Origin of the sequence: Burkholderia sp. MSMB617WGS (assembly GCF_001532025.2) — a bacterium.
Classification (GTDB): Bacteria; Pseudomonadota; Gammaproteobacteria; order Burkholderiales; family Burkholderiaceae; genus Burkholderia; species Burkholderia savannae.
The window spans coordinates 872,247-898,258 of sequence record NZ_CP013457.1 but is presented as its reverse complement, the minus strand read 5'-3'; the positions used below and the strand labels follow the sequence as shown (position 1 = coordinate 898,258).

Here is a 26,012-nt window from a genome sequence, read left to right as displayed (position 1 = left end):
TTCGGGCACGCAACACCGGACCCGATTCGCACCGTGACTGTATCCCGTCAACTGACGCTCGACCTCGGCACCCCGCCGCCCGCGACGTTCGACAATTTCTACTCGGGCACGAACGCCGAGCTCGTCACGCGCCTGCGCGAGCTCGATCTCGCGCTCGCGGCCGGCCCCGTGGCCGACCGCACGTTCTACGTATGGGGCGAAGCGGGCAGCGGCCGCAGTCACCTGCTGCAGGCGCTCGTGCACGACACGACGTACGGCCACGCGCGCTACGTGAGCCCGCAAAGCGGGCTCGACGCGTTCGTGTTCGATCCGCGCGCGTCGCTCTACGCGGTCGACGACTGCGACGCGCTCAACGATGCGCAGCAGATCGCGCTCTTCAACCTGTTCAACGAAGTGCGCGCGCATCCGATGACGGCGCTCGTCGCGGCCGGCCCCGCCGCGCCGCTCGCGCTCGACGTCCGCGAGGACCTGCGCACCCGCCTCGGCTGGGGGCTCGTGTTCCATCTCGCGCCGCTCACCGACGAAGGCAAGGTGGCCGTGCTCAAGCACGCGGCGAAGGAGCGCGGGATCGCGCTCGCCGACGACGTGCCGTTCTACCTCCTTACCCATTTCCGCCGCGACATGCCGAGCCTGATGGCGCTCCTCGACGCGCTCGACCGCTTCTCGCTCGAGCAAAAGCGCGCGGTGACGCTGCCGCTCCTGCGCGCGATGCTGGCCGCGCCGGAGCGCGACGAGGCCGCCCCGGGCCGGTTCAAGTAGCTTCAAGTAAAATGCGCATCCATGACTAATTTGGCACTTTTCGACTTGGATCACACGTTGATCCCGACCGACAGCGACCACGAGTGGGGCCGCTTCATGGTCCGTCTCGGCATCGTCGACGCGGACAGCTTCTCGCGTCAGAACGACCGCTTCTACGCCGACTACAAGGCCGGCAAGCTCGACATCCACGCGTACCTGAGCGCGATGCTCACGCCGCTCGCGAAGTATTCGCGCGCGCAGCTCGCGCAATGGCACGACCAGTACATGCACGAGGTGATCCGGCCGGCGATGCTGCCCGCCGCGATCGAGCTCGTGCGCCGGCACCAGGACGCGGGCGACCTCTGCTGCATCGTCACCGCGACGAACGAATTCATCACGCGCCCGATCGCGACCGCGTTCGGCGTCGACACGCTGATCGCGTGCGAAGTGGAAACCGTCGACGGCCGTCCCGACTCCGCGTTCACCGGCCGCCCGCGCGGCACGCCGAGCTACCGCGAAGGCAAGATCACGCGCACGCAGGCGTGGCTCGCGTCGCTCGGCAAGCGCTGGGAAGACTTCGATCGCAGCTACTTCTACAGCGATTCGCACAACGACATTCCGCTCCTCGAAAAAGTCACCGACCCGATCGCGACCAATCCCGACGACACGCTGCGCGCATACGCACGCGAACACGGCTGGCGCATCCTCGACCTCTTCCAACCGTCGTGATCAAGAAACTCATCCGCAAGCTGTTCGGGCAGGACGCCCGCGAGGCGCAAGACGCGCCGCAGGCCCCGGCCGCCCCGCGCGAAGCCGCCGTTGGCGGCGCATCGGCCGCGCCCGCCGCCGCGAGCCGCGCGAAATCCGCGCGCAGCGCGCCAAAGAAGGCTCGCAACGGCGAGCCGACCGTCGTGCCCGCGAGCGTTCACGCGATCGATCCCGCGCTCATCTCGAAAAACGCGATCCGCGTGACCGACACGCTGCAGCAAGCGGGCTTTCGCGCGTTCATCGTCGGCGGCGCCGTGCGCGACCTGCTGCTCGGCATCGCGCCGAAGGATTTCGACGTCGCGACCGACGCGACGCCGACCGAGGTCCAGCGCCTGTTCCGCCGCGCGCGGCTGATCGGCCGGCGCTTCCAGATCGTCCACGTGCAGTTCGGGCAGGAGCTGATCGAGGTGTCGACGTTCCGCGCGCTCGTCGACGCGCCGCAGGAGCCCGCCGACCCCGCGCCCGCGAAGCGCCTGAAGCGCGACGAGCTCGACCGCCGCACGCACGCGGTCGACGCGAGCGGCCGCGTGCTGCGCGACAACGTGTGGGGCGAGCAGCACGAGGACGCGGCGCGCCGCGACTTCACGATCAACGCGATGTACTACGATCCCGCGTCGCAGACCGTGCTCGACTATCACGACGGGATGGCCGACATGCGCGCGCGCCTGCTGCGGATGATCGGCGATCCGGCGACGCGCTACCGCGAGGACCCGGTGCGGATGCTGCGCGTCGTGCGCTTCGCGGCGAAGCTCGGCTTCGACATCGAGGAAAAGACGCGCGAGCCGATCAAGGAGCTCGCCGATCTGATCAACAACGTGCCGGCCGCGCGCCTCTTCGACGAGATGCTGAAGCTGCTGCTGTCGGGCCACGCGCTCGCGTGCCTGAAGCAGCTGCGCAAGCAGGGGCTGCACCACGGGCTGCTGCCGCTCCTCGACGTCGTGCTCGAACAGCCGCAGGGCGAGAAGTTCGTCACGCTCGCGCTGAACAACACCGACGCGCGCGTGCGCGCGGGCAAGCCGGTGTCGCCCGGCTTCCTGTTCGCGACGCTCCTCTGGCACGACATGCGCCAGCGCTTCGAGCAGTACGCCGCAAACGGCGAGTATCCGGTTCCCGCGATCAATCGCGCGATGGACGACGTGATCGACATGCAGACCGAGAAGCTCGCGATCCACAAGCGCTATTCGGCCGACATGCGCGAGATCTGGGGGCTGCAGTTGCGCCTCGAGAAGCGCTCCGGCCGCAGCGCGCTGCGGCTGCTCGAACACCAACGATTCAGAGCGGGGTATGATTTCCTCCTGTTACGCTGCGAATCCGGCGAGCTCGATCCCGCCGTCGGACAGTGGTGGACGGATTTCATCGACGGCGACGCCGCGACGCGCGAGGCTCTCCTCACGCAGGGCGGCAGCCGCGACAAGTCGCCTCGCAAGCGGCGCCGCCGCGGCGGACGCAGCCGCCGGACGGACGAAAGCGCCGAGGGCACGGAAGGCGCCGTGCGCGGCGAGTCCGACGCGAACGACTGACGCTTGCGCCGTCGAACGACGTAGGAAGGAAAGCCATGACGGTTGCTTATCTCGGGCTGGGGGCCAATCTCGGCGACGCGCGCCAGGCCTTGAAGGACGCAGTGGTCTGCCTCGCCCAGCAGCACACCATCACGGTGCTCGGCAAGTCGAGCCTGTACCGGACGGCGCCCGTCGACGCGGACGGCGGCGATTACTACAACTGCGTCGTGAAGATCGACACGACGCTCGCCGCGCGTGCGCTCCTCGCGCTTTGCCAGAAGATCGAGCACCACTTCGGCCGCGAGCGTCCGTACCGGAACGCGCCGCGCACGCTCGACATCGACATCCTGCTCTACGGCGAACTGACGATCGCCGAACCCGACCTCGTCGTCCCGCATCCGCGCCTGACCGAACGCGCGTTCGCGCTCGTGCCGCTCGTCGAGATCGAGCCGGCGCTCGCGATTCCCGCGCGCGGCCGCGCCGACGAATTCCTCGCGGACGTCGCGCACCAGCGCATCGAGAAGGTCCAGACCTGCCAGTGCCTGGCCATGCGGGCCGCCGCCGAAAAAAACCGCTGCCGATGAACTCGACACCGCTCACCGTCACTGCCCCCGACTGGCGGCCGCCGTGCCGCTACCTCGCGATCGAAGGGCCGATCGGCGTCGGCAAGACGACGCTCGCGACGCTGCTCGCCGAACGCTGGTCGATGCGCGCGCTCCTCGAACGCCCGCAGGACAACCCGTTTCTCGAACGCTTCTATCGCGACACCGCGCGCTACGCGCTGCCGACGCAGCTCGCGTTCGCGCTGCAGCGCGAGCGCCAGGCGCGCGAGATTGCTGCGGCATACGAAGCGAACACGCCGATCGTTGCGGATTTCATGCCGCAGAAGAACGAAATCTTCGCGCGGCTCACGCTGCCCGACGACGAATGGCAGCTGTACCGGTCGCTCGCCGCGCACCTCGACACGCCGGCGCCCGCCCCCGACCTCGTCGTCTATCTGCAGGCGAGCCCCGAAGTGCTGTTTGCGCGAATCCAGAAGCGCGGCGAGCCGATGGAGCTGCAGATCGGCGATGCCTATCTGCGCTCGCTCTGCGACGCATACAACGAATTCTTCTATCACTACGACCGTACGCCCGTACTGACGGTCGCGGCCGAGCACCTGAATCCGCTCGACTCCCCCGACGACCTTGCGCTGCTCGTCGACCGCATCGCGTCGATGCGCGGCCGCAAGGAATTCTTCGTCAAGGGCGGCAGCGCGCGCTGACGCACGCGCGCGGTCGCCCGTCGCGACGCCGCCCTTTCTTTCACCATCGAATCGGACCTCCCATGACCTACCTCCAGGAATCCAGCCGACCGGCCGTGACGGTACCCAAGCTGCAGGCGATGCGTGAAGCCGGCGAGAAGATCGCGATGCTGACCTGCTACGACGCGAGCTTCGCCGCCCTCCTCGACCGCGCGAACGTCGACGTGCTGCTGATCGGCGATTCGCTCGGCAACGTGCTGCAAGGCCAGACGACGACGCTGCCCGTCACGCTCGACGACATCGCGTATCACACTGCCTGCGTCGCGCGCGCGCAGCCGCGCGCGCTCGTCGTCGCGGACCTGCCGTTCGGCACGTACGGCACGCCCGCCGACGCGTTCGCGAGCGCGGTGAAGCTGATGCGCGCGGGCGCGCAGATGGTCAAGCTCGAAGGCGGCGAATGGCTCGGCGACACGGTGCGCTTCCTCGTCGAGCGGTCGGTGCCCGTGTGCGCGCACGTCGGGCTCACGCCGCAGTCGGTTCACGCGTTCGGCGGCTTCAAGGTGCAGGGCAAGACGGAAGCGGGCGCCGCGCAACTGCTGCGCGACGCGCGCGCGGTCGAGGAAGCGGGCGCGCAACTCGTCGTGCTCGAAGCGGTGCCGACGCTCGTCGCGGCCGAAGTCACGCGCGAGCTGTCGATTCCGACGATCGGCATCGGCGCGGGCGTCGAGTGCTCGGGTCAGGTGCTCGTGCTGCACGACATGCTCGGCATCTTCCCGGGCAAGCGGCCGCGCTTCGTCAAGGATTTCATGCACGGGCAGCCGGGCATCTTCGCGGCGGTGGAGGCTTACGTGCGCGCGGTGAAGGACGGCGGTTTCCCCGGGCCCGAGCATTCGTTCTGACGGCGCGGCCGTCCGAATCGTTTCGCACGGCGGCGCTTCGCTTACGCGGCGCAAGCGAGGTTCGGGCGCCGCACCGTCAAAAAAGTGCGGCATCCGACGCAGGCGGATGCCGCTTTTTTATTGGTCGCGGCGCAATGCGAGAGCGGGCGGGTGCACAAGCCGATGCATTCGTGGCGCGCGCGCCCGAACGGCGCCGCGCCTCGGAGCTCGCGCCGGTGCGAGCCGCCCTGTCGAAACAATGCGGCGCTCCGCGCGGCCCGTCGACCGCCGCCCGACCGCGGCTGATCGGGCGCTCCACGCGTATGCCGCTCCTGATGCGATATCGATGTTGCGCGCACGCCGCCACCGTCGCCGCGCTCGCGCGATCGCCGCATCATGCAACCCGCAGGCCGCAACCGCGAACCGGCAACCGCGGCCTGCGGCGCACGTCGACGCGGCCGCCCTCGCTCGGGAGCATGCCCGTCGCCGCGACAACGCCGCCCGTCCAGACCGTGCCGACTGCAGTCGTCGCGGGCCGGGCCACAAAACGAGCGCGTGTCCGGCCGCCGCCGGCGCGCCTATCGCCCCCGTTCCGCCGCCGTCTCGCCGCCTCGCACGAGCCGCGCAGGCACCGCGCCGCGCAGCGCGTTCGTCAGCATCAGCGCGTCGGCGCGCAGCACGTCGTCGAGCGTGAGCACGCACTCGGACGCCTGCAGCGCCGGATCGTCGAGCAGCACGCCGCGCATCACGCCCGGCAGCACGCCCGACGCCAGCGGCGGCGTGAGCCAGCGCCCGTCCAGCTTCACGAACACGTTCGCCCGCCCGCCTTCCGTCAGCTCGCCGCGCTCGTTGAAGAACAGCATGTCGAACGCGCCGTACGTCTCGGCGTCCTTCCACGCGCGATCGTAATCGGCGCGGCGCGTCGTCTTGTGCGCGAGCAACAGGTCGCCCGAGCGCATCGGCGCGAAGCCGTGCTCGGGGGCGAGCAGCACGTCGACCGCGTCGCCCGCGAGCGGCGCAAGCGGCGCGGCCGCGACATCGAGCGCGCCGTCCTTCGCAAGCGCGACGCGAACGCGGTGCTCGCCATCGGCGAGCTGCGCACAGCGCGCGTCGATGCGCCGCTTCGCCTGCGCTTCGTCGAACACGAAGCCGAGCGCGTCGGCGCTCGAACGCAGCCGCGCGAGATGGCGCTCGAGATGGCGCACGCCGGCCTCGCGCGTCGCGTGCATCGTCTCGAACAGCTGAAGGCCGGGATCGGCATCGGTCAGGAATCGCGCTTTCAATTCGCACTCCGCATATTCGTCGGCGGCGACGCTGTCGAGCACGATGCCCGCGCCGACGCCCATCGTGCCGCACCGCGCGCCGTCGGCCGCCGGCGCGGCGAGCGTCAGCGTGCGGATCGCGACCGACAGGCAGAAGTCGCCGCACGCATGCGTCGCGGCGCACGAGCGGGGTTCGCTCGACGCATGCGCCTCTCGGTTTTTCGCGGCGGTTTCCGCACGCGGTTCGTTATGCGTCGATCCGTGGCCGCCATCCTTCGGCGCGCGCGCCGAAGGAACGTCGGCCGCACCGCCCTTTCCGGCAATTTCGCGCCCGCCGTCGTCCGGCGGCGCATCGAGCCAACCGATCGCGCCCGTATAGAGCCCGCGCGGCGTCGTCTCGATCGCGTCGATCAGTTGCATCGTCTTGTGCTTCGGCGCCCCCGTGATCGAGCCGCACGGGAAAAGCGCGCGCAGCACGTCGGCGAACGTCGCGCCGCCGACGATGCCGGCTTCGACCGTCGACGTCATCTGCCACACCGATGCATACGGCTCGACCGAAAAGAGCGCCGGCACCGTCACCGATCCCGTGCGCGCGATCCGCGCGAGATCGTTGCGCAGCAGATCGACGATCATGACGTTCTCGGCGCGGTTTTTCGCGTCGTTCGCGAGAAACACGGCCGCTGCCGCATCCTCGCGCGGATCGTCCGAGCGCGGCGCGGTGCCCTTCATCGGCCGCGCGCGCAGGAGCGCGCCCGACTTCTCGACGAACAGCTCCGGCGAGCACGACACGACCCACGCACCGCCCGGCAGCGCGACGAGCGCGCCGTAGCGCACCGGCTGGCGCGCGCGCAGGCGGCGATACAGTGCGAGCGGCGCGCCGAACGCCTCGAAGCGCAGCCGGTACGTGTAGTTGATCTGATACGAGTCGCCCGCGCGCAGCGCGTCGTGCACGGCGGCGATCGCCGCGTCGAACGCGTCGCGCGCGACGCTCTTCGTCACGTGCGCGACGCCCGCCGCCGACGGCTCGGCCAAGCCGCCGTCGCGCGAAGCGAGCCACGCGTCGACTTCGTCGCGCGACAGCTTCGCGCATTCGGAAAACAGCAGAAAACGCAGCGCGCCGCCGCCGCGCGTTCCGAGCTGCAGGTCGCGCCCGAATTCGTAATCGCCGAGCACGGCCGCGTGCAGCCCGCGCCGCGCATCGTCGGCGACGGCCGCGCACACCGCGTCGAGCTCGGCCGGATCGGCGCAGACGCGCTCGTGCGAGAACCCCAAATACAAACGACTCGACCGCGCTGCCGCGGTCGAGTCGCAATCGTCGAAGAGCGCGAACACCGCGCCCGCTTCGTCAGTCATCCTGCATCACCTGCGTGCTGCGTGCCGTCCGTCACTCGAAGAAGCTCTTCACCCGGTCGAACCAGCTCTTGCTCTGCGGGCTATGACGCGGGCCGCCTTCCGCGAGCGACTTCTCGAACTGCTTGAGCAAATCGCGCTGCTGCTCGGTGAGCTTCACGGGCGTCTCGACCTGCACGTGCACGTACAGATCGCCCGCGATGCTGGAGCGCAGCCCCTTGATGCCCTTGCCGCGCAGACGGAACGTCTTGCCCGACTGCGTGCCTTCCGGCACCGTAAACGACGCGCGGCCGGCGAGCGTCGGCACTTCGATCTCGCCGCCCAGCGCCGCCGTCGTGAACGGAATCGGCATCTGGCAGTGCAGATCGTCGCCGTCTCGCTCGAACACCGAGTGCGGCTTGATGTGGATCTCGACGTACAGATCGCCGGACGGCCCGCCGTTGATGCCCGGCTCGCCGTTGCCCGCCGAGCGGATACGCATGCCGTCGTCGATGCCCGCCGGAATCTTCACCTCGAGCGTCTTGGTTTCCTTCACCTTGCCCGAGCCGTGGCAATGCACGCATGGCTCCGGGATGTAGGTGCCGGTGCCGTGGCACTTCGGACAGGTCTGCTGGATGCTGAAGAAGCCCTGCGACATCCGCACCGTGCCCTGGCCGTGACAGGTCGGGCAGGTTTCCGGCTTCGTGCCCGGCTTCGCGCCCGAGCCGTGGCAAACGCCGCACGACGCCCAGCTCGGCACGCGGATCTGCGTGTCGTAGCCGTGCGCCGCCTGCTCGAGCGTGATTTCCATGCTGTAGCGCAGGTCCGCGCCGCGATACACCTGCGGGCCGCCGCGCGCGCGGCCGCCGCCCGCCGCCTGGCCGAAGATGTCGCCGAAGATGTCGCCGAACGCATCGGCGAAACCGCCGAAGCCTTGCGCGCCGGCCGCCCCCACGTTCGGGTCGACGCCCGCGTGGCCGTACTGGTCGTACGCCGCCCGCTTCTGGCCGTCCGACAGCATTTCATAGGCTTCCTTCGCTTCCTTGAAATGCTCTTCCGCGTCCTTGCTGTCCGGATTGCGGTCGGGGTGGTACTTCATCGCGAGCTTGCGATATGCCTTCTTGATTTCGTCGTCGCTCGCGTTCTTCGCGACGCCCAGAACCTCGTAGTAATCCCGTTTCGCCATATCGTTTCAATGCCGCCGCGCGAAGCGCGCGCAACGGCTCCTCTCGCTTCCAGTAAAGTCTTGCGACTGGTTGAGCGCCGCGCCGGCCGGCCCGCAGAAGCCGGCCGGCGCGGCGCTCGCCATAAAACAAATGTGCCCGGAGAGCCGCGAGGCCCGCCAGGCGCAAGTATGATCCGCCAATTCGGCAGTGAAGCAACGGACCCGGGAAGGCCGCGCCGGGCGCCTCGCGTGGGCGCCCGGCGCGGCCGAACCTCGACCCGGCTTCAGTCCTTCTTCACTTCCTTGAAGTCGGCGTCGACGACGTCGTCGGCCGCCTGCGCGCCGCCCTGCGCCGCACCTTCGGCTGCCGCGCCGGCAGCGCCCGCCGCGCCGGCCTGCTGCGCCTGCATGTCGGCGTACATCTTCTCGCCGAGCTTCTGCGACGCCGTCGCGACCGCTTCGATCTTCGCATCGATCGCCGCCTTGTCGCTCGACGCGCTCTTCAGCACGTCCTCGAGCTCCTTGAGCGCCGCTTCGATCTTCTCCTTCTCGCCCGCCTCCAGCTTGTCGCCGTACTCGGTGAGCGCCTTCTTCGTGCTGTGCACGAGCGCGTCGCCCTGGTTGCGGGATTCGGCGAGCTCACGCAGCTTGTGGTCTTCCGCCGCGTTCGCTTCCGCGTCCTTCACCATCTTCTCGATCTCGGCTTCGGACAGGCCCGAGTTCGCCTTGATCGTGATCTTGTTCTCCTTGCCGGTCGCCTTGTCCTTCGCACCGACGTGCAGGATGCCGTTCGCGTCGATGTCGAAGGTCACTTCGATCTGCGGCACGCCGCGCGGCGCGGGCGGGATGCCCTCGAGGTTGAACTCGCCGAGCAGCTTGTTGCCCGCCGCCATCTCGCGCTCGCCCTGGAACACCTTGATCGTCACGGCGCCCTGGTTGTCGTCCGCCGTCGAATACACCTGCGCGTGCTTCGTCGGGATCGTCGTGTTCTTGTTGATCATCTTCGTCATCACGCCGCCCAACGTCTCGATGCCGAGCGACAGCGGGGTCACGTCGAGCAGCAGCACGTCCTTGCGGTCACCCGACAGCACCTGGCCCTGGATCGCCGCGCCGACGGCAACGGCTTCGTCCGGGTTCACGTCGCGGCGCGGGTCCTTGCCGAAGAACTCCTTCACCTTCTCCATGACCTTCGGCATGCGGGTCTGGCCGCCGACGAGAATCACGTCGTCGATGTCCGACACCTTGACGCCCGCGTCCTTGATCGCGATCCGGCACGGCTCGATCGTGCGCTCGACCAGTTCCTCGACGAGCGCCTCGAGCTTCGCGCGCGTGACCTTCAGGTTCAGGTGCTTCGGGCCCGACGCGTCGGCCGTGATGTACGGCAGGTTGATTTCGGTCTGCTGGCCCGACGACAGCTCGATCTTCGCCTTTTCGGCGGCTTCCTTCAGGCGCTGCAGCGCGAGCACGTCCTTCGACAGGTCGACGCCCTGCTCCTTCTTGAACTCGCCGATGATGTAGTCGATGATGCGCTGGTCGAAGTCCTCGCCGCCGAGGAACGTGTCGCCGTTGGTCGACAGCACTTCGAACTGCATTTCGCCGTCGACGTCCGCGATCTCGATGATCGACACGTCGAACGTGCCGCCGCCGAGGTCATACACCGCGATCTTGCGGTCGCCCTTCTCGGCCTTGTCGAGGCCGAACGCGAGCGCCGCGGCCGTCGGCTCGTTGATGATCCGCTTGACTTCGAGGCCGGCGATGCGGCCTGCGTCCTTCGTCGCCTGACGCTGGCTGTCGTTGAAGTACGCCGGCACCGTGATCACGGCTTCCGTGACCGGCTCGCCGAGGTAATCCTCAGCGGTTTTCTTCATCTTGCGCAGCACTTCGGCCGATACCTGCGGCGGCGCGAGCTTCTGGTCGTGCGCTTCCACCCACGCGTCGCCGTTGTCCGCCTTGGTGATCTTGTAGGGCATCAGGCCGATGTCCTTCTGCACTTCCTTTTCCTCGAAGCGGCGGCCGATCAGGCGCTTGACCGCGAAGAGCGTGTTTTTCGGGTTCGTCACCGATTGACGCTTGGCGGGCGCGCCGACGAGGACCTCGTTGTCGTCCATGTAGGCGATGATCGACGGCGTCGTGCGCGCGCCTTCCGAGTTCTCGATGACCTTGACCTGATTGCCTTCCATCACGGCGACGCACGAGTTCGTGGTGCCGAGGTCAATACCGATGATCTTTCCCATTTTTCCTAATCTCCAGAAATTCCGTTCGCTGCGGCGCGCCGGGTTGCATCCGCCGCGCCGCGCCAAATTCGACTCTGCACTCGAAATAAGTGCGGCCGCGCCGTTTTCAAGACCCCGAAGACGATGCGGCCATTAAATTTTTTCAATCGGCGGGACGCCCGGCTTCGCCCGCGGCGTCAGCCTTCGCGCGGGCCGCGGCGACGGCCGCCTCGAACTGCGCGAGCCCGTGCCGGCTGGTCGCCCGGCCGAGCTTCCTGACGCGCCGAAAGAACAACCAGGTCGGCACGCCGTGCAGCGCGAAGCGCCGCGCGAGCGCGCGATGTTCGTAGGCGTCGCCATGGAACCATTCGAGGCCGAGCGCACGGATCGCGTCAGGGTTCGCGAGCATCGCCTTCTTCGCGATTTCGCAGTTGAAGCAGTCGGCGCCGCGAGCCAAGCCCCCTTGGGGGCGCCCCAGAAGGACACGGCGGCGAGCGCATCGCCCGCGCTCGCGAGCCCGGCGTCGAAATTCGCGACATCCAGCGCCCGCATGTCGAACGCCGCGAACGCCGCCGCGTCGACGCCCGTGCCCGCCATCGCCGCCGCTTACTTCGACTGCGCGACCGTCACGAGCGCCGGACGCAGCACGCGGTCGGCGATCGTGTACCCCTTTTGCAGCACGGCGACGACCGTGTTCGGCTCCTGGTCGGCCGGCACCATCGAAATCGCCTGGTGCAGATGCGGATCGAACTTCTCGCCGACCGGATTGAGCGCCGCGACGCGGCCCTTCTCGAGCGCGCTCGCCAGTTGGCGCAGCGTCAGCTCGACGCCTTCGCGGACCTTCGCGAGATCGCCGGACGTATCGCCGAGCGCCGCCTCGAGGCTGTCGAGCACGGGCAGCAGGTTTTCGGCGAAGCCCTCGATCGCGAACTTGTGCGCCTTCGCGACGTCATCCTGCGCGCGGCGGCGCACGTTTTCGGTTTCCGCCTTCGCGCGCAGGAAGCTTTCCTGCAACTCGGCGATCTTGGCTTGAGCCTCGGCGAGCGCGGCTTCGGCAGCCGGCGCCGCGTTTTCCGCGGCCTGCGCCTCGCGACCGGTTTCTTCAGTCGTTTGGTCAGTCGGGTTCTCTTGCGTGTTTTCCATATCGCTAGAAAGTCGGTTTAGAGGTTAAAGCCAAAACGGCAACCGGTTCCGCGCTTTTGCGGGCAAACGGCCGGCGCCGCACAATATCGGTGCAAATGGGGCCCGGGGCGGCAAATTCAAGAGGAGTTTCCGCAAGAATCGCGCCCCCGGCGAAGGCATCGCGCCGCATTGCGGTGCGATGCGGCCGCGCGTCGCGAATTCGGGCCGAAACGGCCTGTAACAACCCTTACCGACCGTTCGCTGGATCGCACCAATGCGCTGAACTACACTTCCATCAGGCGTGTCGCGGAGCACGTATACCCTACCCCGACAGTCGCCCGACACCGGACCAGAGGCCCTTTCACCCGTCTTCTCGAGGGGAGTACCGTGAAACTGACCTTCGCTATCTCGGCAGTCGCGCTGGTACTCATCGCCGGCACGACGACCATCTGCCTATCGGGCGCCGTCACCGAACGGACGACCGAATACGGCAGCGCACGCGCGACGTTCGATCAGCTATTCAGTTCTCATTCGAAAATCTGTCGATGACGCGGCGGTCCCGCTTCGTCGGCCGCCCGTGCAACTGCGCCGCCGGCTCGCGGAAATGCCGGCGCCGCTCGAGTTCCGCGAGACGCTTCTCCCGCCCCGCTTCCGTTTCCGCGTAGAGCGTCTGCGCGACGCTCGCGGGTCCGCGCACGTCGCACACGCCGAGCACGTCGACCTCCCAGACGACGCCTTCGATCGTCACGTCGACCCGATCGCCGACGCGCACCTCCTTCGCCGGCTTGACGGCCGCGCCGCCGATCCTCACCCGCCCTTTTTCGACGGCGTCGGCCGCGAGCGAACGGGTCTTGAAAAAGCGCGCGGCCCAGAGCCACTTGTCGATGCGCAGCCGCGCGCCGGGTTCGGTCGATATCTTGAAATTCATGGCGGTCAGCTCACGGCCTCCGGTGCCGGCGCCGCGCGCACCGGCCAGCCTTGCAGGTTTTCGGCGGCGATCTCGCCGAGCGCCGAGATCCATGCGCGCGACGCATTCAGGCACGGAATCCGGTGAAACTCCTTGCCGCCGCCGTGCAGGAACTCGCCGCGCCCCTCGATCCCGATTTCCTCGATCGTCTCGAGGCAGTCGGCGGTGAAGCCCGGGCAGAACACGTCCGTGCGGCGCACGCCCGCCGCGCCCAGCTCCCTGAGCGTCGGCGCGGTATAGGGCTGCAGCCACTCGGCCTTGCCGAAGCGCGACTGGAACGTGACCCGGCACTCGAACGTCGTCAGGCCGAGCGCGGACATCAGCAGCGCGGCCGTCTGCTGGCATTGATCGTGGTACGGATCGCCGAGATCGAGCGTGCGCTTCGGCACGCCGTGAAAGCTCAGCACGAGCTTGTCGCCCGAATCGAACGCGGGCCGGCCGTGCACCGCCCAATAGTGGCGAACCTGCTCGGCAAGCGCGTGAATGTAGGCCGGATGGTCGGCGTAGTGGCGCACGGTGCGAATCTCGGGCTGGTTGCGCATCCGGCCGAGCGCGGCGAACGCCGCGTCAAACGCGGTGGCCGTCGTCGACGCCGAATATTGCGGGTACATCGGCAGCAGCAGCACGCGCTCGGCGCCCGCGCGCTTGAGCTGCGCGAGCACGTCGGCGATGCTCGGCGTGCCGTAGCGCATCGCGTACTCGACGATCACCCGGTAGCCGTTCGCCGCGAAGAGCGGCCGCACGCTCTCGACCTGGCGCTCCGTATGCACGCGCAGCGGCGAGCCTTCGGACAGCCAGACGGCCGCGTACTTCTTCGCGGACGCGCGGCTGCGCAGCGGCAGGATCAGCGTGCGCAGGAGAGCCTGCCAGACGAGCTGCGGGATCTCGACGACCCGCGGATCGGACAGGAATTGCGCGAGATAGCGGCGCACCGCGCGCGGCGTCGGCTCGTCGGGCGTGCCGAGATTGACGAGCAGCACGGCGACGCGGTGGGCGGCCGACGCGTGCGACGGCGGTTCGAGGTCAAAACGCATGGAAAGAGCGTGCCTGGGCACCGAATCGAACGACACTCATTATAGCGGGGCGGCCCGGGGCCACCAGTCGGCCGTCCGGCCAATTGCACGGCGAGCGGCGCGCCGGCACGATGGCGGTGACGGATTCGAGCGAGGGGAAAACGGCGTCGGATGCCGCAAAAGTATGATGAAACGGCGATGAAACGCGGACGGAACCGGTTACTGCTGGCTGAGCGTCATCGACAGGAGGCGCGCGGTGATGTCGACGATCGGAATCACGCGGTTGTAGGCCATCCGCGTCGGGCCGATCACGCCGAGCGTGCCGACGATCTTGCCGTTGACCTCGTACGGCGCCGTCACGACGCTCATCTCGTCGATCGGCACGAGCGTCGATTCGCCGCCGATGAAGATCTGCACGCCCTGCGCGTGGCTCGACACGTCGAGCAGTTGCAGCAGGCTCGTCTTCTGGTCGAATACGTCGAACAGCTTGCGCAGCCGCGCCATGTCGGACGACAGATCCGCCACTTCGAGCAGGTTGCGCTCGCCGGAAATCAGCACGGTTTCCTCGTCGTCGGCCTCCTCGGTGCTCGCCGTGACGGCCGCGTGCATCAGCGCCGTCATGTCGCCGCGCAGCTCGTCGATTTCCTCGCGCAGCCGGCGGCGCACCTCGTCGAACGACAGGCCGGCGAAGTGCGCGTTGATGTAGTTCGACGCCTCGGTGAGCTGCGCGGGCGTGTAGTCGCGCTGCGTCGCGATCATGCGGTTCTGCACGTCGCCTTCGGGCGTCACGATGATGAGGAGTATCCGCTTGTCCGACAGGCGCAGGAATTCGATCTGCTTGAACACGTGGCTGCGGCGCGGCGTCAGCACGACGCCCGCGAACTGCGACAGGTTCGACAACACGCTCGCCGCGGCCGCGACGACCTTCTGCTGCGGCTCGCCCGCCTGCAGCGTGGTCTGCACGAGCCGCGTGACGGCGTCGGCATCGATCGGCGACTCGACGGTCAGCATCGTGTCGACGAACAGGCGATAGCCGCGCGGCGTCGGCACGCGCCCCGCCGACGTGTGAGGGCTCGACACGAGGCCGAGCTCCTCCAGGTCGGACATCACGTTGCGGATCGTCGCCGGGCTCAGCTCGAGCCCGGAATAACGAGACAACGTGCGCGATCCGACCGGCTGACCGTCGGCGATATACCGCTCGATCAGGGTCTTGAGGAGGGTTCGTGCGCGTGGATCTAGCATGACGGAAAATTTTAGCGCAACCGGGCGGCGCCCGCGAGCATCCCGTGCGCGCCGCCCGCTTGCCCCGCTTGCCCCGCTTGCCCCGCTTGCCCCGCTTGCACCCGCTTGCACCGGCTTGCGACCGGCTTGCGACCGCCCTTGGCCCGTTTTGCCGCCCCCCGGGCCGGCGAGCGGTTCTTTTCGTCATCGAGCTATGGTGTAATGCCGGCATGAAAATCGGCCACCAATTCCATACCGTCGCGCTCGTCGGACGCAGCAACACGCCCGGCATCGCCGAGCCGCTCGTGTCGCTGGCCGCGTGCATCGCGAAGCGCGGCTTCGAAGTCGTGTTCGAGGCGGACACGGCGCAGGCGATCGGCAGCGCGGGCTACCCGGCGCTCACGCCCGCCGAGATCGGCGCGCGCGCCGACGTCGCGGTCGTGCTGGGCGGCGACGGCACGATGCTCGGCATCGGCCGCCAGCTCGCGCCGTACAAGACGCCGCTCATCGGCATCAACCACGGCCGGCTCGGCTTCATCACCGACATCCCGGCGTCCGACATGCAGGAAGTCGTGCCGATGATGCTCGCGGGCAGCTACGAGCGCGAGGAACGCACGCTGCTCGAGTCGAGGATCGTGCGCAGCGGTGAGCCGATCTACCACGCGCTCGCGTTCAACGACGTCGTCGTCAACCGCAGCGGCTTCTCCGGCATGGCCGAGCTGCGCGTGTCGGTCGACGGCCGGTTCATGTACAACCAGCGCTCGGACGGCCTCATCGTCGCGACGCCGACGGGCTCGACCGCATACGCGCTGTCGTCGCAGGGGCCGATCCTGCATCCGCAGCTGCAGGGGATCGTACTGGTGCCGATCGCGCCGCACGCGCTGTCGAACCGGCCGATCGTGCTGCCGGACGATTCGAAGATCGCGATCCAGATCATCAGCGGGCGCGACGTGAACGTGAACTTCGACATGCAATCGTTCACCGCACTCGAGCTGAACGACACGATCGAGGTGCGCCGCTCGAAGCACACGGTGCCGTTCCTGCATCCCGTCGGCTACAGCTACTACGCGACGCTGCGCAAGAAGCTGCACTGGAACGAACACCCGTCGAGCGAAGAAGAAGACGACGACGCATAAGTCCTGACGCCATCCTCCGACGACACCCATGCTCCGCCACCTCTCGATCCGCGACTTCGTCATCGTCGCCGCGCTCGATCTCGAATTCGACAGCGGCTTCACAGTTTTCTCAGGCGAAACGGGCGCCGGCAAATCGATCCTGATCGACGCGCTCGCGCTCGCGCTCGGCGAGCGCGCCGACGCGAGCGTCGTGCGCACCGGCAGCAGCCGCGCCGACATCAGCGCCGAATTCACGCCGCACGACCGCGTCGTGCGCTGGCTCGACGAGCACGCGTTCGACGCCGACGACACGGTAATGCTGCGGCGCGTCGTCGACGCGGGCGGCCGCTCGCGCGCGTTCATCAACGGCACGAGCGCGACGCTCGCGCAGCTGCGCGAAGTGGGCGAGATGCTCGTCGACATACACGGCCAGCACGCGCATCAGTTGCTGATGCGCGCCGACGCACAGCGCGAGCTGTTCGACACGCACTCGGGGCTCGTCGCCGACGCAGGTGCGGTCGCGCGCGGCTACCGCGCGTGGCGCGACGCGACGCAGGCGATCGACGCCGCGCAAGCGCACGAGCGCGAGCGCCAGCTCGAGCGCGAAAAGCTCGCGTGGCAGCTCGCCGAGCTCGACAAGCTCGCGCCGCAGCCGGGCGAATGGGCCGAGATCAGCGCCGAACACAAGCGCCTCACGCATTCGGCGAACCTGATCGACGGCGTGCAGGGCGCGCTCGACGCGATCTCCGAATCGGACGACGCGATGCTCACGCAACTGGGCGCGATCGTATCGAAGCTCAGAAGCCTCGCCGAGTACGATCCCGCGCTCAACGACGCGCTCGCGTCGCTCGAGCCGGCCGAGATCCAGTTGCAGGAGGCGTCGTACTCGCTGTCGCACTACGCGCAGCGGCTCGACCTCGATCCGGATCGGCTCGCGCAGGTCGAAACGCGGCTCGACGCGCTGCACTCGACCGCGCGCAAGTTCCGGCTGCCGCCCGAGACGCTGCACGACGAGCACGAAGCGCGCCGCGCGCAGCTCGCCGAGCTCGACGCCGCCGCCGATCTGAGCGCGCTGCAGGCGATCGCCGACAAGGCGAAGGAAGCGTATCTCGCCGACGCGAGGAAGCTGTCGAAGGCGCGCGCGCAGGCCGCGAAGGCGCTCGGCGCGGCGGTGACGACGGGCATGCAGGAGTTGTCGATGGCGGGCGGGAGCTTCGAGGTCGCGCTCGTGCCGCTCGCCGAAGGCGGCGCGCACGGGCTCGAGCAGGTCGAGTTCCGCGTCGCGGGCCACGCGGGCGTGCCGCTGCGGCCGCTCGCGAAGGTCGCGTCGGGCGGCGAGCTCGCGCGGATCAGCTTGGCGCTCGCGGTGATCGCGAGCGCGGCGAGCCCGACGCCGACGCTCATCTTCGACGAAGTCGACACGGGCATCGGCGGCGGCGTCGCCGAGGTGGTCGGGCGGCTGCTGCATCAGCTCGGGCAGATGCGGCAGGTGCTGTGCGTCACGCACCTGCCGCAGGTCGCGGCGCGCGGCGACCAGCATTTCCAGGTCGCGAAGGGACACGACGGCGCAGGCGGCACCGTGTCGACGGTCGTGCCGCTCGACCGTGCGAACCGGATCGAGGAAGTCGCGCGGATGCTCGGCGGCCTCGAGATCACCGCGACGACGCGCAAGCACGCAAAGGAGATGCTGACCGCGTGACGCGGCGGCGTGCATGCCGGCCGCGACGGAACCCGCGCGGCGCGGCTGCGGTCGCGGCTGGCGGTTGGCGGTTGGCGGTTGGCGGTTGGCGGTTGGCGGTTGGCGGTTGGCGGTTGGCGGTTGGCGGTTGGCGGTTGGCGGCTGGCGGTTGGCGGCTGGCGGCTGGCGGCTGGCGGCTGGCGGCTGGCGGCTGGCGGCAAGCAGTCAATCAGTTCGCCATTCTGTCCGGCGAGCGATTCACCTCCGCCATCAGTTGAGATCTTTAACCGGCCTCAGCACACGAAATTCCTGACACGTCCGGCTGTCTCCATCTCCGTTTCCGCAGCTCAGCCACAGAGCTACAGCCGCAGACATCGTCGGCGCCCCAGCGCATCGCTGCGCCCCTCCGGCGCACCCGGACAAATCGCGCGACAATCGGCGCACGGCGGCGCCGGCGAGTTCGCCCGGCGTCGCGAGCGTCGGGCAGCGGCCGCGCGCAAGCGCCTTCTCGTCTTTCTCGTCTTTCTCGTCTTTCTCGTCTTTCTCGTCTTTCTCGTCCTTCTCGTCCCTCCGCCCTTCCCACCACCTGCTACCCGCTCCCCGCTACGCCCCGAACACGCGATTCCACAGCGCGGCCACCGCGTCCCGCTCGGCCGCGACCCGTTCCGGCTCGACGCGCGCCTTCTCCATCCCGTCGAGCCGCAGCCGGTGCTGCAGCCTCCGGTAGATCCGGTAGGCGGCGCCGACCGTCTCCGCTTCCTCCTCGCTCATCAGCCCGAAGCGCGACACCTCGCGCAGCAGCGCGATATTGCCGGTGTTGCGAATCATCTCCGGATGGCGCGCCGCGTGCAGCAGCACCCAGTACTGGACGATGAACTCGATGTCGACCATCCCGCCGCGGTCGTGCTTCAGGTCGAACAGCTCGCTCGTGTTCGGATGCCCGGCGAACACCTTGTCGCGCATCCCGACGATCTCGGTCGCGAGCACCGCCGCGTCGCGCGGCGTCGTCAGCACCTGCACGCGGATCGCCTCGAACGCCGCGCCGATCCGCGCGTCGCCCGCGCTGTAGCGCGCGCGCGTGAGCGCCTGGTGCTCCCACACCCACGCGGTGTTCGCCGCGTCGCCCTCGCGCAACTGGTAGCGGCGGAACGCGTCGAGATCGGTGACGAGCAGCCCCGCCTCGCCGTTCGGCCGCAGCCGCAGGTCGATGTCGAACAGCGTGCCCGCGCCCGTCGCGGTGGTGAGCCACGTGATCAGGCGCCGCGTGAACGTCGTGTAGACGTCCGCCGCGCGCTCGTCCGGATCGTCGTACAGGAAAATCAGGTCGAGATCGGACGCGTAGCCGAGCTCCTTGCCGCCGAGCTTGCCGTACGCGATCACCGCGAAACGCGGCGTGTCGCAGTGCCGCTTCGCGAGCTGCGCCCAGACGACGCCGATCGTCACGTCGAGCATCGCGTCGGCGAGTTCCGACAGGCGGTCGCTCACGTGCTCGACCGACAGCTTGCCCGCCAGATCGAGCAGCAGAATCCGGAACACTTCGGCCTGGTGCGCGTGGCGCAACAGATCCATCTGGTGCTCGGCGCCGTCGGCGGCGGCGAGCCGCTTGCGCAGCGCGTCCTTGAACGCCGGCCAGTCGAACGGGCTCGCAATCGCTTCGTCGTCGAGCAGCTCGTCGAGCAATTGCGGGTGGCGGATCAGGTAGCCGCCGCCCCAGCGCGTCGCGCCGAGCACCGACAGCACCCGCTGCAACGCCGCCGGATATTCGGTCAGGAGCGCGAGATACGCGCCGCGCCGGCCGACGGTCTCGAGCAGGTCGAAGCAGCGCACCACGGTCTCGTCGCGATGCGCGGCGTCGATGCGCGGCGCCGCCTCGAGCGCGCGCTGCGCGACGCGGTCGAAGCGCACACGGCTCGATTCCGGCAGCCCCGTGTAGCGCGACGAGCGCCACACCGCCTGCAGCCGCGCGAGCACCGCCGCCGGATCGGCGAAGCCGAGCTCGGCCAGGCGCGCGGCGAGCGCGTCGTCGGCGCCGTCGTCGGCGAGCGCGCCGCTCCAGATGCAGCCCGCCGCGCCGCCTTCGTCCGCGCCGCGCTTGCCGCCGCCCGCCTTGTCGGCGAACACCTGGTCGAACTGCGCCTCGACGAACGCGCGGTGCCGGTCGAGCTCCGCCGCGAGCGCCGCGTAATCGGCGAACCCGAGCGACGCCGCGAGCGCCGCACGCTCGGCCGGATCGACGGGCATCGCATGCGTCTGCGCGTCGTTCCGGTATTGCAGCCGGTGCTCGAGCGTGCGCAGGAACAGATAGGCGTCGGCGAGGCCCGCGCGCACGTCTTCCGCGATCAGGCCGCTCGCGCTCGCGTGGCGCAGCACGGCGAGCGTCGGGCGCACCCGGAAGCCCGCGTCCTGCCCGCCGCGAATCAGCTGGAACACCTGCGCGCTGAACTCGATCTCGCGAATCCCGCCGCGGCCGAGCTTGATGTCGTCGGCCTTGTCGGGCCGCATCGTCGCGCGCCGCCGCGCCTCCTGCCGGATCTGCTCGTGCAGCGACCGGATCGCGCCGATCACGCCGAAATCGAGATAGCGCCGGTAGACGAACGGCTTGACGATCGCGTCGAGCTGCTGCGCGAGGCGGCGCGCGGCGGCGCTTTCGCGCTCGGTCACGAGCCGGCCCTTGATCCACGCATAGCGCTCCCACTCGCGCCCCTGCACGTAGAAGTACTCCTCGAGCATGCCGAGGCTGCAAACGAGCGGGCCGGAATCGCCGTTCGGGCGCAGCCGCATGTCGACGCGAAACACGTAGCCGTCGGCGGTCGCCTCGGACAGCACGCCGATCAGGCGCCGGCCGAGCCGCGTGAAGAACTCGTGCGCGGAGATCGGCGCGCGGGCGCCGCCCGCCGTCTCGCCGTCGTCCTCGTAGACGAAGATCAAGTCGATGTCCGACGATACGTTCAGCTCGCGGCCGCCGAGCTTGCCCATCCCGACGACGCCGAGCGCGAGCCGCTCGCCCGACGGGCCGCGGGGCTCCCCGTACAGCGCCTCGAGCTCGGCCGACAGCAGCGCGAGCGAGCGCTGGATCGCGGCCTCCGCGAGGTCCGTCATCGCGCCCGTGACTTCGGCGACATCGGCGCGCCCCGACAGGTCGCGCTCGGCGATCGCGCCGAACGCCTCGGCGCGCAGCTGCCGCAGCGCCTTTTTCAACGCGTCCTCGGACGGCGGCTGGCCGCCTTCGGCGAGCAGCGCGTCGAGGCGCGAATCGAGCGCCGCGCGGGCGACGGGCGCGGCCGCCCACGCGGCGATGCGCGCGGCGAGCGCCGGCCGCGCCGCGACCGCGCGGGCGAGATAGTGCGAGTAGGAAAGGGACGGCAGGTCGGAAGCGTCGGTCATCGTCGAACGCGCGTGGCGCGGTGAAAGGCCGCGGGCCGCCGCGCGCCGGCGGCGCACGGAGCCGGCGCGCGCGGCCGGCCGGACAGCCCGCAACGGCGGCGTCGCGAAAGCCGCCTGCGGGAACCCGTGTGATACATTTGAACGTCAGTTCGCAAAACTACCATACCGCCGCCCCTTCGCCGCATGTCCGACCGTCAGGATTCCGCCGCAACGACCGAAGCCGGACCTCCGCAGCACCATCACCCGGTCCTGCGTCGCGTGTTCAAGGGCTTGCTGGCGATCGCGCTCGCCGCCTACTTCGTCGCGGCCGCCGCCTTCCTCGGGCTGCGCTACGTGCTGTTGCCGCGCATCGACGAGTACCGCCCGCGGATCGAAGCCTTCGTGTCGCAAAAGCTGCACGCCGAGCTGCGGATCGGCCGGCTCGCGCCGCACTGGTCGGGAATGCAGCCGGGCGTCGACATCAGCGAGCTGACGATCCGCGGCCGCGACGGCCGCGTCGCGCTGTCGGTGCCGCACGCGACGGCCGCGCTGTCGTGGCGCTCGCTCGCGCGCCTCGCGCCGACGCTGTCGAGCCTCATCGTCGACGACCCCGACCTTCTGACCGAGCGCCGCGCGGACGGCTCGCTCTTCGTCGCGGGCGTCGCGGTGCCGACGACGAAGACGGGCGCGGACGACACGTTCAGCGCGTGGCTGCTGAAACAGGAGGCGATCGTGCTGCGCGGCGGCACGCTGCGCTGGCGCGACGCGCAGCACGACGCGCCCGAGCTCGCGCTGAAAGGCATCCGGATCGCGGTGCTCAACGACGGAATCGTCCACCGGATCGCGCTGCAGGCGCCCGCGAACGGCACGCTGTTCCAGGGCCCGCTCGACTTTCGCGCGCGTTTCGTCCACAAGGCGCTCGCGCCGGTCGGCAAGCCGTCGAACTGGACGGGCGACGCGTACCTGTCGACGGGCCCCGTCGACCTGCCGACGCTCGCGCGCTACGTGAACATTCGCCTCACCGCCTACGCGGGCCGGATCGACAACGCGATCTGGGCGCATTTCGGCGACGGCCATCTGTACCGCGCGGGCGGCGAGCTGCGCGGCTACGACGTCGCGCTGCGCGTGCGCCCGACGCAGCCGCGGCTCGACATCCCCGTCGCGCGCTTCGGCTGGGATCTCGCGATCGAGCCGAAGCGCGACTACACGCTGCACCTGTCGCGGCTGCACGCGGAGCTCGGCCAGCCGCCGCTGCCCGACGGCACGCCGATCTCGCGCGCGCTCGCGCTGCACACGCTGACCGCGCGCTACCGCGTGCCGAGCGTCGACGAGGGCCAGTTGCTGAGCGTGTCCGGCGACCGCGTCGATCTCGGCATCCTCGCCGAATTCATCCGCGGGCTGCCGCTTCCGGCGCGGCTGCGCAACGAGCTCGTTCGCTTCGATCCGCGCGGGCTTGTTGCAAACTACACGATCGAGGTCGAGCGCGCGAAGCCGGCGAGCCCCGCGTTCGTCGACCAGGAGCGCCAGAGCGGCACCACCCCGATCATCCGCTACCGGTTCCAGGGCGATCTGCAGGGAATCAGTTTCGAGGCGCAGGAGCCGCCGCCCGGGCTGTCGCCGCACGGCCACCCGCGCGCGGGGATTCCGGGCGTCGAGAACCTGTGGGGCCACGTCGACGCGGACGAGAAAGGCGGCGCGGCGAGCTTCGACACCGTCGACGCGGCCGTCACGGTGCCCGGCGTGTTCGACGAGCCGCGCCTCGCGTTCGACCGTCTGCGCGGCCGCACGAACTGGACGGTCACGCCGGCGCCGGGCGAGCGGCACGCGCGGGTCGACGTCGCGGTGCCCGAGTTCCACGTCGAGAACGCCGACGCGGCGATCGCGGTCGCGGGCAGCTACGCGAACCCCGGCCACGGCCGCGGCTCGCTCGACCTGAAGGCCGACTTCGAGCGCGCGGCCGTCGCGCGCATCACCCGCTACCTGCCGACGAGCCTGTCCGACCACCTGCGCCTCTACCTCGGCCACGCGCTGCAGGCGGGCCAGGTGAAGAAAGGCGCGACGATCGTCGCGAAGGGCCCGCTCGAGACGTTCCCGTACGAGCACGATCCGAAGGCGGGCGTGTTCCACATCGTCGCGCCGTTTTCGGGCGGCCGGTTCGAGCCGACGCCGCAGCCGCCGCGCACGCTCGCGAACGGCACGCCGAACGTGTGGCCCGCGCTCGACGGCATCGACGGCGTGTTCGAGCTCGCGCAGAACAAGCTGCGCTTCGACATCGACCGCGCGCGCTACAAGGGCGTCGCGCTCACGAAGGTGACGGGGCGCATCGACGACCTCGGCAATCCGACGCATTCGCCGCTCGTGATCGAGGGCCGCGCGCACGGCCCGCTCGCCGATCTGCTCGACTACGCGAACCACAGCGCGGTTGCCGGGATGACGGGCCACGTCGGCAACCTCGTGCGCGCGCAGGGCCCCGCGACGCTCGCGCTCAAGCTGACGATCCCGCAGCATGTTCCGCATCCGCACGTCGGCGTCGACGCCGCGCTCGGCTTCGCCGGCAACACGCTCGAGGCCGACGGCGTGCCGCCCGTCACGCGGCTGCGCGGCAATCTCCGCTTCACCGATCACACGGCGAGCGTCGACCGGTTGACCGCACGCTTTCTCGGCGGCGACGTGCGCGCGAGCGGCGCGCTGTCGGCGAACGGCCGCTATGCGTTCGACGTCGACGGCCGCCTGTCGCTCGACGCCGCGCGCGGGCTGAACCTGCGCGGTGCGGCGGCGGCCGCGCTCGAGCGCGTCGTCGGCGACGCGCCGTACCAGATCGCCGTGCGCGGCGCGAAGGGCGGCCTGCCCGACATCACCGCGAACTCGGATCTGACGGGCGTCGCGCTCGAGTTCCCCGCGCCGTTCGCGAAGCCGGCCGGCACGCCGATGCCGTTCAGCTTCGCGCTCGCGCCCGAGCCGCAGGCGGGCGGCAAGCCGCTCGAGCGCGCGGACCTGAAGCTCGGCCCGCTCGCGGCGACCTACCTGCTCGACATCGAGCGCGGGCAGCCGGTGCGCGCGGTGCGCGGCGCGGTCGGGATGAACCGGATGCCCGACATGCCGCAGGAAGGCGTGAGCGCGGCGATCGACGTGCACGAGCTCGACGCCGACGCGTGGCAAACGTTCGCGCAGGGCTTCGGCAAGTCCGCGCACGCGCGCGAGAAGCCGGCCGCGTCGCCCGTCGATCTCGCGAGCTTCGCGCCGAAGCGCTTCGCGCTGCACTTCGGCACGCTGAAGCTGCTCAAGCGCAACTGGGAGAACGTGATCGTCGGCGCGTCGCACATCGACGATCTGTGGCAGGCGAACATCGCGTCGAACCAGGTGTCGGGCTACCTGTCGTGGGCGCCGGGCGGCGGCCCGACGGGCGCGGGCGTGCTGAGCGCGCGGCTCGCGAAGCTCGTGATCCCGCAGAGCGCCGAGCACGATCTCGTCGGCCGCGCGATCGATCTGCCGACGCCCACCAACCACGCGATGCCGGCGATCGATCTCGTCGTCGATCAGGTCGTCGCGCGCGGCCACGACATCGGCCGGCTCGAAGTCGACGCGCGCAACATCGACGAGAACGGCATCCCCGTCTGGCAGCTCGACAAGCTCGAGCTCGCGAATCCGGCCGCCAAGCTCACCGCGACCGCGAACTGGCGCACGTCGCGGCGCGCGCTCGCGCGCGGCGCCGGCGAGGACGACGCGCCGCGCCGCACGGTATTCGACTTCACGCTCGCGATCGACGACGCGGGCGCCCTGCTCGACCGCGTCGGCCTGCCGCGCACGGTCGCGAACGGGCGCGGCACGCTGTCGGGCAAGGTCGCGTGGCGCGGCGGCCCGACCGCGATCGACTATCCGACGCTGAACGGCCGCCTGTCGCTCGACCTCGCGCACGGCCAGATCCTGAAGGTCGATCCGGGCGCGGCGAAGCTGCTCGGCGTGCTGAGCCTGCAGGGCCTCGCGCGCTTCCTGACGCTCGATTTCCGCGACGTGATCGGCAAGGGCCTGCCGTTCGAGACGATCACCGGCACCGGCCGGATCGACAACGGCATCGCGCATACGCAGGATTTCGAAATGAAGACGTCGCCCGCGAAGGTGACGGTGACGGGCTCCGTCGACCTCGCACACGAAACGCAGGACCTGAACGCGCACGTCGCGCCGAAGGTCAGCGCGAGCGCGGCCGCGATCGGCGCGGCGATCGTCAATCCGTTCCTCGGCCTCGGCGTGCTCGCCGCGAATCTCGCGCTGTCCGAGACGCTCGCGCACGCGTTCGCGGTGGACTACGCGATCACGGGCTCGTGGGCGCATCCGCACATCGAGCGTGTCGGCGGCGATCGGGGTAAGATGGGCTACGCGCCCGCGGCCGCCGACCACTGACGCGGCCGCCGGGCCCGCACCCTTTTTTCGGCAACCGAAT

17 protein-coding genes and 2 pseudogenes are annotated in these 26,012 nt (G+C 69.7%); 10 read left to right on the top strand and 9 right to left on the bottom strand.

All coding sequences use genetic code 11. The annotated features are described in order from the left end of the window. Positions 1-33: 33 nt before the first annotated feature. The 6 genes from hda (at position 34) to panB (ending at position 5,147) form a co-directional block, all read left to right on the top strand. The gene (gene hda, locus WT60_RS04530; RefSeq protein ID WP_038753435.1) at positions 34-759 is read left to right on the top strand and encodes a DnaA regulatory inactivator Hda; all 726 of its coding nucleotides are present in this window, start codon (positions 34-36) and stop codon (positions 757-759) included. A gap of 21 nt (positions 760-780) precedes the next feature. Continuing rightward, entirely contained in the window at positions 781-1,467 is a 687-nt protein-coding gene (locus WT60_RS04525; RefSeq protein WP_059583445.1) for an HAD family hydrolase, read from the top strand. After that, positions 1,464-3,026 carry a polynucleotide adenylyltransferase PcnB gene (gene pcnB / locus WT60_RS04520; protein ID WP_038753335.1) on the top strand — a complete coding sequence of 521 codons (1,563 nt, stop codon included), beginning with the start codon at positions 1,464-1,466 and terminating at the stop codon, positions 3,024-3,026. The genes WT60_RS04525 and pcnB overlap by 4 nt, the downstream gene beginning before the upstream one ends. A 35-nt stretch (positions 3,027-3,061) precedes the next feature. Then, positions 3,062-3,589: a 2-amino-4-hydroxy-6-hydroxymethyldihydropteridine diphosphokinase gene (gene folK / locus WT60_RS04515; RefSeq protein WP_060355482.1), complete on the top strand. Its 528-nt coding sequence runs from the start codon at positions 3,062-3,064 to the stop codon at positions 3,587-3,589. After that, positions 3,586-4,269: a deoxynucleoside kinase gene (locus tag WT60_RS04510; RefSeq protein ID WP_060355481.1), complete on the top strand. Its 684-nt coding sequence runs from the start codon at positions 3,586-3,588 to the stop codon at positions 4,267-4,269. The genes folK and WT60_RS04510 overlap by 4 nt, the downstream gene beginning before the upstream one ends. Positions 4,270-4,331: 62 nt before the next feature. Beyond that, on the top strand, positions 4,332-5,147 hold the full coding sequence (panB, locus tag WT60_RS04505; RefSeq protein ID WP_059646131.1) for a 3-methyl-2-oxobutanoate hydroxymethyltransferase: 816 nt from the start codon (positions 4,332-4,334) through the stop codon (positions 5,145-5,147). Between the two features lie 557 nt (positions 5,148-5,704). Here the strand turns inward: panB and WT60_RS04500 are convergent. From WT60_RS04500 to grpE, 5 genes and pseudogenes are all read right to left on the bottom strand, one after another. Continuing rightward, positions 5,705-7,741, bottom strand: a complete 2,037-nt coding sequence (locus tag WT60_RS04500) for a bifunctional anthranilate synthase component I family protein/class IV aminotransferase (RefSeq protein ID WP_060355480.1) — start codon at positions 7,739-7,741, stop codon at positions 5,705-5,707. Between the two features lie 31 nt (positions 7,742-7,772). Next, positions 7,773-8,903, bottom strand: coding sequence for a molecular chaperone DnaJ (gene dnaJ / locus WT60_RS04495; protein ID WP_038753330.1), 1,131 nt, complete (start codon positions 8,901-8,903; stop codon positions 7,773-7,775). A gap of 263 nt (positions 8,904-9,166) precedes the next feature. Further along, positions 9,167-11,116 (bottom strand): molecular chaperone DnaK, encoded by a 1,950-nt coding sequence (dnaK, locus tag WT60_RS04490; protein ID WP_038753329.1) that lies wholly within the window; start codon positions 11,114-11,116, stop codon positions 9,167-9,169. 142 nt (positions 11,117-11,258) lie between these two features. Then, positions 11,259-11,692 (bottom strand): annotated as a pseudogene (locus WT60_RS04485) (thioredoxin). A 9-nt stretch (positions 11,693-11,701) separates the two neighbouring features. Beyond that, positions 11,702-12,238 carry a nucleotide exchange factor GrpE gene (gene grpE, locus WT60_RS04480; protein ID WP_059583436.1) on the bottom strand — a complete coding sequence of 179 codons (537 nt, stop codon included), beginning with the start codon at positions 12,236-12,238 and terminating at the stop codon, positions 11,702-11,704. A gap of 366 nt (positions 12,239-12,604) precedes the next feature. Between grpE and WT60_RS34320 the strand changes: the two genes are divergently transcribed. Beyond that, positions 12,605-12,766 (top strand): hypothetical protein, encoded by a 162-nt coding sequence (locus tag WT60_RS34320; protein WP_162836178.1) that lies wholly within the window; start codon positions 12,605-12,607, stop codon positions 12,764-12,766. Here WT60_RS34320 and WT60_RS04475 read toward each other — a convergent pair. The 3 genes and pseudogenes from WT60_RS04475 to hrcA form a co-directional block, all read right to left on the bottom strand. After that, positions 12,738-13,145 carry an RNA-binding S4 domain-containing protein gene (locus tag WT60_RS04475; protein ID WP_038753327.1) on the bottom strand — a complete coding sequence of 136 codons (408 nt, stop codon included), beginning with the start codon at positions 13,143-13,145 and terminating at the stop codon, positions 12,738-12,740. The two genes, WT60_RS34320 and WT60_RS04475, sit on opposite strands and share 29 nt — an antisense overlap. 5 nt (positions 13,146-13,150) lie before the next feature. Further along, the gene (hemH, locus tag WT60_RS04470) at positions 13,151-14,218 is read right to left on the bottom strand and encodes a ferrochelatase (protein ID WP_059583433.1); all 1,068 of its coding nucleotides are present in this window, start codon (positions 14,216-14,218) and stop codon (positions 13,151-13,153) included. A gap of 198 nt (positions 14,219-14,416) precedes the next feature. Further along, positions 14,417-15,710, bottom strand: a pseudogene (gene hrcA, locus WT60_RS04465) (heat-inducible transcriptional repressor HrcA). Between hrcA and WT60_RS04460 the strand changes: the two are divergent. After that, complete coding sequence (locus WT60_RS04460; protein ID WP_059646122.1) at positions 15,649-16,554, top strand: NAD kinase; 906 nt, start codon at positions 15,649-15,651, stop codon at positions 16,552-16,554. The pseudogene hrcA and the gene WT60_RS04460 sit on opposite strands and share 62 nt — an antisense overlap. A 28-nt stretch (positions 16,555-16,582) precedes the next feature. After that, the gene (gene recN, locus WT60_RS04455; protein WP_060355479.1) at positions 16,583-18,232 is read left to right on the top strand and encodes a DNA repair protein RecN; all 1,650 of its coding nucleotides are present in this window, start codon (positions 16,583-16,585) and stop codon (positions 18,230-18,232) included. A gap of 582 nt (positions 18,233-18,814) precedes the next feature. Here the strand turns inward: recN and glnE are convergent. Continuing rightward, entirely contained in the window at positions 18,815-21,595 is a 2,781-nt protein-coding gene (gene glnE / locus WT60_RS04440) for a bifunctional [glutamate--ammonia ligase]-adenylyl-L-tyrosine phosphorylase/[glutamate--ammonia-ligase] adenylyltransferase (RefSeq protein ID WP_038753322.1), read from the bottom strand. 183 nt (positions 21,596-21,778) lie between these two features. Here glnE and WT60_RS04435 point away from each other — a divergent pair, with 183 nt between their 5' ends. Further along, a complete protein-coding gene (locus WT60_RS04435) occupies positions 21,779-25,972 on the top strand; it encodes a YhdP family protein (RefSeq protein WP_060355478.1) in 4,194 nt (1,397 codons plus the stop codon). Positions 25,973-26,012 lie beyond the last annotated feature (40 nt).

Excerpts from the sequence above, each read along its gene's own strand:
- WT60_RS04525 (WP_059583445.1), top strand. The coding sequence starts at position 781 with ATGACTAATTTGGCACTTTTCGACTTGGATCACACGTTGATCCCGACC.
- folK (WP_060355482.1), top strand. The coding sequence starts at position 3,062 with ATGACGGTTGCTTATCTCGGGCTGGGGGCCAATCTCGGCGACGCGCGC.
- WT60_RS04510 (WP_060355481.1), top strand. The coding sequence starts at position 3,586 with ATGAACTCGACACCGCTCACCGTCACTGCCCCCGACTGGCGGCCGCCG.
- panB (WP_059646131.1), top strand. The coding sequence starts at position 4,332 with ATGACCTACCTCCAGGAATCCAGCCGACCGGCCGTGACGGTACCCAAG.
- WT60_RS04500 (WP_060355480.1), bottom strand. The coding sequence starts at position 7,741 with ATGACTGACGAAGCGGGCGCGGTGTTCGCGCTCTTCGACGATTGCGAC.
- dnaJ (WP_038753330.1), bottom strand. The coding sequence starts at position 8,903 with ATGGCGAAACGGGATTACTACGAGGTTCTGGGCGTCGCGAAGAACGCG.
- dnaK (WP_038753329.1), bottom strand. The coding sequence starts at position 11,116 with ATGGGAAAGATCATCGGTATTGACCTCGGCACCACGAACTCGTGCGTC.
- grpE (WP_059583436.1), bottom strand. The coding sequence starts at position 12,238 with ATGGAAAACACGCAAGAGAACCCGACTGACCAAACGACTGAAGAAACC.
- WT60_RS04475 (WP_038753327.1), bottom strand. The coding sequence starts at position 13,145 with ATGAATTTCAAGATATCGACCGAACCCGGCGCGCGGCTGCGCATCGAC.
- hemH (WP_059583433.1), bottom strand. The coding sequence starts at position 14,218 with ATGCGTTTTGACCTCGAACCGCCGTCGCACGCGTCGGCCGCCCACCGC.
- WT60_RS04460 (WP_059646122.1), top strand. The coding sequence starts at position 15,649 with ATGAAAATCGGCCACCAATTCCATACCGTCGCGCTCGTCGGACGCAGC.
- recN (WP_060355479.1), top strand. The coding sequence starts at position 16,583 with ATGCTCCGCCACCTCTCGATCCGCGACTTCGTCATCGTCGCCGCGCTC.
- glnE (WP_038753322.1), bottom strand. The coding sequence starts at position 21,595 with ATGACCGACGCTTCCGACCTGCCGTCCCTTTCCTACTCGCACTATCTC.
- WT60_RS04435 (WP_060355478.1), top strand. The coding sequence starts at position 21,779 with ATGTCCGACCGTCAGGATTCCGCCGCAACGACCGAAGCCGGACCTCCG.